The organism is Mesorhizobium sp. M0751 (genome assembly GCF_040320265.1).
Classification (GTDB): domain Bacteria; phylum Pseudomonadota; class Alphaproteobacteria; order Rhizobiales; family Rhizobiaceae; genus Mesorhizobium.
In genome coordinates this window covers 57,346-63,992 of sequence record NZ_JAMYPH010000027.1, presented here as the reverse complement: position 1 = coordinate 63,992, position 6,647 = coordinate 57,346, and the positions used below count along the sequence as shown (strand labels likewise).

4 protein-coding genes are annotated in these 6,647 nt (G+C 62.2%); 2 read left to right on the top strand and 2 right to left on the bottom strand.

Translation table 11 applies throughout. The features are described 5' to 3' along the window. Positions 1–1,181: porin (locus tag NKI19_RS29045; RefSeq protein WP_352951263.1), on the top strand; the 1,181-nt coding region annotated here is incomplete at its 5' end. A 237-nt stretch (positions 1,182–1,418) separates the two neighbouring features. Continuing rightward, positions 1,419–2,477: a tyrosine-type recombinase/integrase gene (locus NKI19_RS29040; RefSeq protein WP_502899351.1), complete on the top strand. Its 1,059-nt coding sequence runs from the start codon at positions 1,419–1,421 to the stop codon at positions 2,475–2,477. A gap of 312 nt (positions 2,478–2,789) precedes the next feature. Here NKI19_RS29040 and NKI19_RS29035 read toward each other — a convergent pair whose 3' ends face one another. Both NKI19_RS29035 and NKI19_RS29030 read right to left on the bottom strand, forming a co-directional pair. After that, positions 2,790–3,677 carry an alpha/beta fold hydrolase gene (locus NKI19_RS29035; protein ID WP_352566170.1) on the bottom strand — a complete coding sequence of 296 codons (888 nt, stop codon included), beginning with the start codon at positions 3,675–3,677 and terminating at the stop codon, positions 2,790–2,792. A 755-nt stretch (positions 3,678–4,432) separates the two neighbouring features. Beyond that, positions 4,433–6,472, bottom strand: a complete 2,040-nt coding sequence (locus tag NKI19_RS29030; RefSeq protein ID WP_352566211.1) for a lytic transglycosylase domain-containing protein — start codon at positions 6,470–6,472, stop codon at positions 4,433–4,435. Positions 6,473–6,647 lie beyond the last annotated feature (175 nt).

Below are 6,647 nucleotides of genomic sequence, written 5' to 3'. Positions count from 1 at the left end.
TCAAGAGCCTTCTTCTCGGCTCCGCTGCGGCACTGATCGCAGTTTCCGGTGCGCGCGCCGCCGACGCCGTCGTCGTCGCCGAGCCGGAACCCGCTGAATACGTTAAGATTTGCGACGTCTACGGCGCTGGCTACTACTACATCCCCGGCACCGAAATCTGCCTGCGCATCGGCGGCTATGTCCGCTATGACATCAGCGCTGGCCAGGCTGGCTCGTTCGACGGCGCCAGGTACCAGGACCTTAAGGATGCCTTGAATGGCGAAGACAACGTCAACGACGGCTATTACAAGCAGGCTCGCTTCACGCTGAGGACCTATACCGGCCAGGAAACCGAGATGGGCACCTTGAAGACCTACACCGAGACGCGCTTCAACTGGGGAACCGGCTACCAAACCGTGCCCGGGATCGACAATGCCTTCTCCAACTTTGGCAGCAGAGGCGTTTCGCTGAACTTCGCCTGGATCCAGCTCGGTGGTCTCCGCGTCGGTAAGGACGAAACAGCCTTTAACACGTTCACCGGCTACGCCGGCAACGTCATCCAGGATACGCTGGTCCCCTACGGCGGCTTCGACACCAACGTCGTCCAGTACTACTTCGATGCCGGCAACGGCTTCTCGGCCGTGGCTTCGTTGGAAACCGGTGAAGGCTTTATCCTTAACGCTGCTAACACCGCCACCCATCTCGGCCACGACTCGATCGACAGCTATGTTCCGTATGTCGTTGGCGGTCTCAAATACACGCAGGGCTGGGGCTCCATCAGCGGTGTTGCTGCCTATGACAGCAGCCTGGAAGAATGGGCTGCCAAGGTTCGCCTCGACGTGACGCCGATGCAGAACCTGTCGCTGTTCTTGATGGCCGGCTACGGCTCCGACGACAATCTCCCGCGCAACTTCTACAAGCAGTGGGGCGGTAACTGGGCAGTCTGGGGTGGTGGCACTTACACCATCAACGAGAAGACCTCGTTCAACATCCAGGCGTCGTATGACGAAGCCAAGGAAGCTGGCGTCGCGGCCAATATCGCGTACGACATCGTTCCCGGCTTCACGATCACGGCCGAAGTCGACTGGGCTCATAACCAGCACAAGGCCGGCGCCCTCGGTACTGAATACAACTGGACGGGCATCCCGGGCGACAAGAAAAACGCCGTCGGCGGCATCCTCCGCTTCCAGCGCTCTTTCTAAGGGCTGGACTTAAGCAAGTGAAATCCAGCCCGGGCGCCTTAACGCCCGGGCTGTTTTTATTTCGCGACTGGTAGCAAACAGAAGGAAAAGGGGGTTCGGTAGCTGAACAGGGTTGTGGAACGATGTCGTTGGGATCCGCCGATCGGTGGATGAAATCGGCCGCAACGCTTAAAACTCTTGAAAGGGCACCGCCAAGCAGGTAGGTCTAGGCCTATCCACTCGGGGGTGTGGCGAATAATGACGAACGATGCGATTCAAGAGGGAGGAACCTCTGATCATTTTTCGATGTTTTCTTCTCAAGCTGCAAAAATAAAATACAGTTACAACAAGATACGAGAAGTAAAGTCGCACAGGATCGGAGAACTGTTTTTAGCATACCGGGACATACTTTGGGATGACGGGCGGCACAAATACAATGTCAGCTCCTTCATCGGCGAAATAGACGAGATCCTCCTTGGGGAGCGTTTCAGCGCCTTTGACCAAAGCACCCTCGACAACCTTATCGGCACCTTGCGCCAGCGCGGCAACAGCAACGCAACCATCAACCGGAAGATGGCTGCCCTCAGCAAACTGCTGCGCAAGGCTCACAAGATGGGGGATATCCACAGCCTGCCCGAGTTCCGCCGCCAGAAGGAGCGGGCGGGACGGATTCGTTTCCTCGAAAGAGACGAGGAGGCCCGGCTGTTCGCCGCCATCAAGAGCCGCAGCGAGGACGCTTATCGGCTTTCCGTCTTTCTCGTCGACACCGGCTGCCGCCTCGGCGAAGCGCTGGGCTTGATCTGGAACGATATCCAGGAGCACCGCGTCAGTTTCTGGATCACCAAATCCGGCCGCAGCCGCACCATCCCGATGACCGAGCGGGTAAAAGAGGTGATCAAGCTGCCGGCCACCGAGGGCCGCCGGCCCAAGGGCCCGTTCACCAAGCTCAGCCAGGCGCAGTTTCGCGCCATCTGGAACGATGCCAAGGCCGAAGTCGGGCTTGGCGCCGACGATCAGGTCGTGCCGCATATATTGCGCCATACTTGCGCCTCGCGTCTCGTCCAGGGCGGCATCGACATCAGGCGCGTGCAGATGTGGCTCGGTCACCAGACGCTGTCGATGACCATGCGTTACGCGCATCTGGCCACCAACGACCTCGATGGCTGCGTCACTGTGCTGGAGACACCGCGGTGCAGTGGCGCGGACAGCGGCGGCGCAAGCGCTTTGTCTTCTCCACCTCCGGCAAGGCGAGAGCCAAAAGGCGAGCCGGCCGCAAGCAAAGCCCCAAAGCCCGCAAAGAGAAGCGCCAAATCCTGACGGATCTGACGTGAGACATCAGCCCGCTCAGGGTTGCGCTGCCCCTCATTGCCCTGCCGGGCATTTCTCCCCGTATAGCGACGGGGAGAAAGGCGCCCTTGCGAAAGATTTCGCTAATCCCCAGCGTTGCAGACACCTCCCTTCTCCCCGTCGCGATACGGGGAGAAGGTGCCGGCCGGCGGATGAGGGGCAGCGCCGACATCGATAAAATTATTTCACCGCTAATTCCAACGGAACTATCAACGGCCGCCGGAATGCTTTGACCGACGCAAAACCTGCGCGTGAATTACTTCGCTCGGTCGAGCTTTACTTCTAACCACCCCGCTGCTCCGCCCGATCGAAAAAACCAGCGATCCTGCCCGGCAGGATCCCGGACTCCAAAAACGGTGCATGCCCCTGGCCGTCGGCGGTGATCGTCTCGATATCGGTATGGCGCGTCCGCATCTGCTCGAGCGTTTCGGCGGACAGCAGCTTCGAGTTGGCGCCGCGTATGACGAGCATCGGGATGGCCGCCAGCGCGTCGAACTGTGGCCAAAGATCGGGCAGCGGCCGGCTGGGATCGAGCCCCGCCAGCGTCTCGACCAGTTTCGGATCGAAATCGGGCAAAAATCCCTCCTCTGTCTCGCGGCAGAGAGCTGACGCCATCCGCTCCCAATCCGCATCGGTCAGCGCCGCAAAATCCGCGCCATGGGTGCTGCGCAGGCCGCGGACCACCTCTGCGTACGTCTTCGGCCTGGGCGCGGGATCGAGATAGAAGCGGATATGGGCGAGACCTTGCGCCTCGATCACCGGGCCGATGTCGTTGAAGACGATGGCCTTCAGCACGGGCGGCCGCATCGCCCCGAGCACATGGATGATCAGTCCGCCGCGCGACGTCCCGATGAAGGCTGCCTCCTCGATGCTCAGCGCCGCCAACCCGGCAAGGATATCGCCCGCCTCGATGCCGATATTGTAATGGCCGATATCGGCATCGTAGGCAGACTGCCCGCGCCCGCGATAGTCGAAGGCGACGACGTTGCGCTTCGCCCGCGTCGACAGATAAAGCGCCAAATCGTGAAAATCACGGCAATTGCGGGTCAGGCCGGGCAGGCAAACGACTGGCCAGCGGCCGGAATTCGCTTCGCCGTAGATGCGGGCGTGCAGGGACAGCCCGTCCGGCGCGGCGTAGAAGAAATCGGAAAAACCCTGCTCGATTGGCATGTAGACTCCGTTCCTCTCACCGCCGGATCGCTTCGATTGCTACAGGCGAGGGGCAGGTAAGGTCAAATAGGGAAGGCGCCGGCGTTGGAGGTCCCTCAACGGGAAGATTGGCTGCCATAGTCGCTTTCGCCAGGTTTCGTAGGATGCAGAAAGGCACTGTCCCCGAAGCTGCCGATCTCCCACTTGGGGGCAGGGCTATTGCAGATGGAAAGTCGAGGCTTTCGCTCTACGACGGACCCCCACCCCTAACCCCTCCCCACAAGGGGACCACAAGGGGGGAGGGAGACTTCCGTTGGCGCTGACCTCGGCAAATTGCCTGCCTTTCGGCGCCAAAAGGGGAAGTAAGGGCGCGCGGCAGCATTCCCTCCCCCTTGTGGGGAGGGTTAGGGTGGGGGTCCATCTTCGTAAGAATCCAACTGCGATTGCCCTGCGCTTGGGGAGATGTCTAGTGATTGGCAAGGAGGGCAGGACAGAGCGGGCCGCTGTCCCGCCAACTCCACGTCCGGAACCTTCATAGCCTGAAACAACAAACCCGCCTCGGCGGGCGGGTCGTCGGTGCGAATCAGCACCATACCCAAATTAGTAGCATAGCTGCCGGCACAAAGCAAGAACAAAATACCATGACCGACAAATTCGCGTCCGTTCGCGCCCCCTTGCCAGCCCGTCTCGCCATCGCCAGTCATCTCCCCCTCGAGAGAACCTCAAGGGAGTGATCGGCAGCTCCAGCAGAGGCGGCGCTTCCGGAGCCCCGGTCGTCACCCCCGGCCGTTCACCAGATCTCCGACAATATCGTACTTGCCGGAGATACGCATCTTGTAGACCTCGTAATTCTCCATCACGCGCTGAACGTAACTTCTTGTTTCCGTATAGGGGATCCGCTCTATCCAGTCGACGACGGCGTCGACGTCCTTGCCGCGCGGATCGCCGTATTTCGTCACCCACTGGGCGGCGCGTGCGGGGCCGGCATTGTAGCCGGCGAAGGTCAGCACGTAGGAGCCGTCGAAACGGCCGAGCTGCTCGCCCAGAAAGGCGGCGCCCAGCGTTGCATTGTAGCCGGCATCGGTGGTCAGCCGCGCCTGCGAGAAAGTCATGCCGGCCTTCTTCGCCAATTGCTTGGCCGTGCCTGGCATCAGCTGCAGCAGTCCGCGCGCGCCGGCGCTGGAGACGGCGCCGATATTGAACTCGCTTTCCTGCCGGGCAATCGCATAGGCCAGCGCCTTGCCCGAGCCGGAGACGTTGGCGGTGTCGGGAATGACGCCGAGCGGATGCGACAGCGCGCCTACGTCGATGCCGCGGGCGCCGGCGATCTTGCCGACCTTCAGCGCCATGAAATGGTTGCCTTGTCTTTCCGCCAACACCGCAAGCAGCGCCAGTTCGCCGGGGCTGTTCAGCTGCCCGGCAAGGTCGCGGTAGAGGGTTTCGGCATAGCGGTCATAGCCTGCCTGCTGCAGCCGCTCGATGGCGCTGACCGCCTCGCGGGTGGCAAAATTCCGGCGGTCGGCGGCACTTGGCTGGGGGTAGACGATATTGAGGGTCTGCCGGCCGACACGCTCGCCGGCGAGCTGGCCGTAAAAGGTCGTGCCGTAGCTAGCGGCACGGCTGAAAAAATCCTTGGCATTGCCGGGCCCGCCGACTTCGGCGGCACGGCCGAGCCAGTAATAGGCGCGCGACAGCGACATCGGCCCTTGGGCGAGCTCCGCGATTTGCGCAAAATGCTTGGCGGCGGTGCTCGGGTCGTTGAGGCCGCGCAACGTGTACCAGCCTGCATGGAATTCCGCCTCGGCGGCATTGGCGGGACTTTCGGCGGCATGCGCGGCGACTATTCTGTAGGCGGTCTTCATGTCGCCCTGGTCGACCAGCTCGCGCGACAGCACCCGGCGTTCGACCCACCAGGCATCCGGATCGACCAGCGCGTCGCCGTCGCCCGGCGCCTTCAGCACCAGCGCGGCGGCGTCGGAAAATTTCTGTTGCTTGCGCAGATATTCGGCTTCGGCAAAGAGATAGCCGGCCGCCCGCTGCGCTGCCGGCACCGCCTTCAGCAGCTTGGCCGCGTTCTTGTCGCCTTTGGTGACTGCCGCCCAGGCATCGGCCAATTGCTGGGCGCCGGCGAGATCGGCGACGCGCAGCGCCGAAGCGACCCGGTCGGCATAAAACATGCGCTCCATGCGGAAGCGATGGTCGGCGGCCGGGATCAGCCCGCCGAACTCGCGGATGACCGCCGCCTCGTCCCTGGCTTCGAGCTTTTCGCTGCGCCAGAACGGCGACAGCACCGAGCGCGCTGCCTTGGTATCGCCCAGCACTACATAGGAGCGAGCTAGGATCACCACGCCCTCGAAGGTCAGCGGCTGGCTGCCGTCGAACGCCCGCACCACGACCTGTGGCGCGGGGTTCTCGCGATAGAGCGCACGCTCGCTGTTCTTGCGCAAGGCGATCGTACCCGGCCAGTTCGGCAGCATCTTCGCGGCATCGGCGATGTCGCCGCTCGGCACCTGGTCGCCGCCATAGAGCGCAATCGCCCAGGCAAGGATGTGCCGGTCGAGCGACTTGGCCGGCAGCGCCTCGCGCACCTGGCGCGCGCGCTGAATGTCGCTTGCCGCCAGCGCGTCGAGACCGCTCTTCAGCACCGCGACGTTGGCGGATGGCGACGGGGACTGCTGCAGCGCATCGTTCTGCGGCTCCGTCATCGGGATCGCCGACGTGACCTGCACATCGACGCTGCTGCCGATCGCGGCGCCGGGGATCAGCACAACGATCGCGCCGATAAGCGCGAAAAGATGCGGCCGCCTGATCGGCATGGATTTGGTCATCCCCGTTCTTCGAGGCTACAACTGGCACAGATGAACTGCAGCCTATTCGTCTGTGATGAAGGGCCCGTAAAGAAAACCTTATCGAGGTCGTTCGAATTGCAATTGCTGGCGCAATGCTTGCCGCGCAACAATGTCGAGACTATGGTGCGCCGCTTCGCTTTCG

What these genes read in the sequence shown, in the direction of transcription:
- NKI19_RS29030 (WP_352566211.1), bottom strand. Translation starts at nt 6,472, where the DNA reads ATGCCGATCAGGCGGCCGCATCTTTTCGCGCTTATCGGCGCGATCGTT.
- NKI19_RS29040 (WP_502899351.1), top strand. Translation starts at nt 1,419, where the DNA reads ATGACGAACGATGCGATTCAAGAGGGAGGAACCTCTGATCATTTTTCG.
- NKI19_RS29035 (WP_352566170.1), bottom strand. Translation starts at nt 3,677, where the DNA reads ATGCCAATCGAGCAGGGTTTTTCCGATTTCTTCTACGCCGCGCCGGAC.